Source organism: Actinomadura sp. RB99 (assembly GCF_014706005.1).
Taxonomy (GTDB): domain Bacteria; phylum Actinomycetota; class Actinomycetes; order Streptosporangiales; family Streptosporangiaceae; genus Spirillospora.
Window position 1 is genome coordinate 1 of record NZ_JABMCA010000215.1, and the last position, 565, is coordinate 565.

Here is a 565-nt window from a genome sequence, read left to right on the forward strand (position 1 = left end):
GAGTCCCGCTCATCGCGTGGCTCGTCTACGCCAACGGCGACCTGGTCCCGACCACGGTCGGCGAGTTCGCCAACGGCAGCGACGCCACCGACGCGGCCAACTTCCTGCACATCACCGGCCCCTACCCCAGCTAGGAGACCTGACCATGCCCCACCTGATCATCGCCTACGCCCTGCTCGTCCTGGCGGGCGCCGGCGTCGGGCTCATCGTCGCCCGCCGCGCCACCAAGCAGGACCGCCAGCTCGGCGACTGGACCGTCCCGAGGATCGCGCACGACCCGTCCGCCTCCGTCGGCCCCAAGATCAAGAACGGATGGGTCCGGCGCGAAGCCGGATGGTCCGAGCCCTGGCACGCCCGCCAGTACGCCGCGCGGCTGCTGGCCGCCGCCGACGCCGCCGAACACCAGACCACCGCAACCGGCAAGGAGACCAACCGTGGCTGAACCCCTGGCCCCCGAGCGCGAGGCCGAGATCCGCGCCGCGCTCGACGCCGTGCCCGCCCCGCCGTGGCGCTGGATCGGCCGCCGGGACGCCGGCGGCCCGATGCTCGTCACCAACCACTCCGG

1 protein-coding gene is annotated in these 565 nt (G+C 73.6%); it reads left to right on the top strand.

What is annotated here, in order from left to right:
* Positions 1–145: 145 nt before the first annotated feature.
* Positions 146–442: a hypothetical protein gene (locus tag amrb99_RS49635; protein WP_190869057.1), complete on the top strand. Its 297-nt coding sequence runs from the start codon at positions 146–148 to the stop codon at positions 440–442.
* Positions 443–565: the final 123 nt, after the last annotated feature.

Excerpts from the sequence above, each read along its gene's own strand:
- amrb99_RS49635 (WP_190869057.1), top strand. The coding sequence starts at position 146 with ATGCCCCACCTGATCATCGCCTACGCCCTGCTCGTCCTGGCGGGCGCC.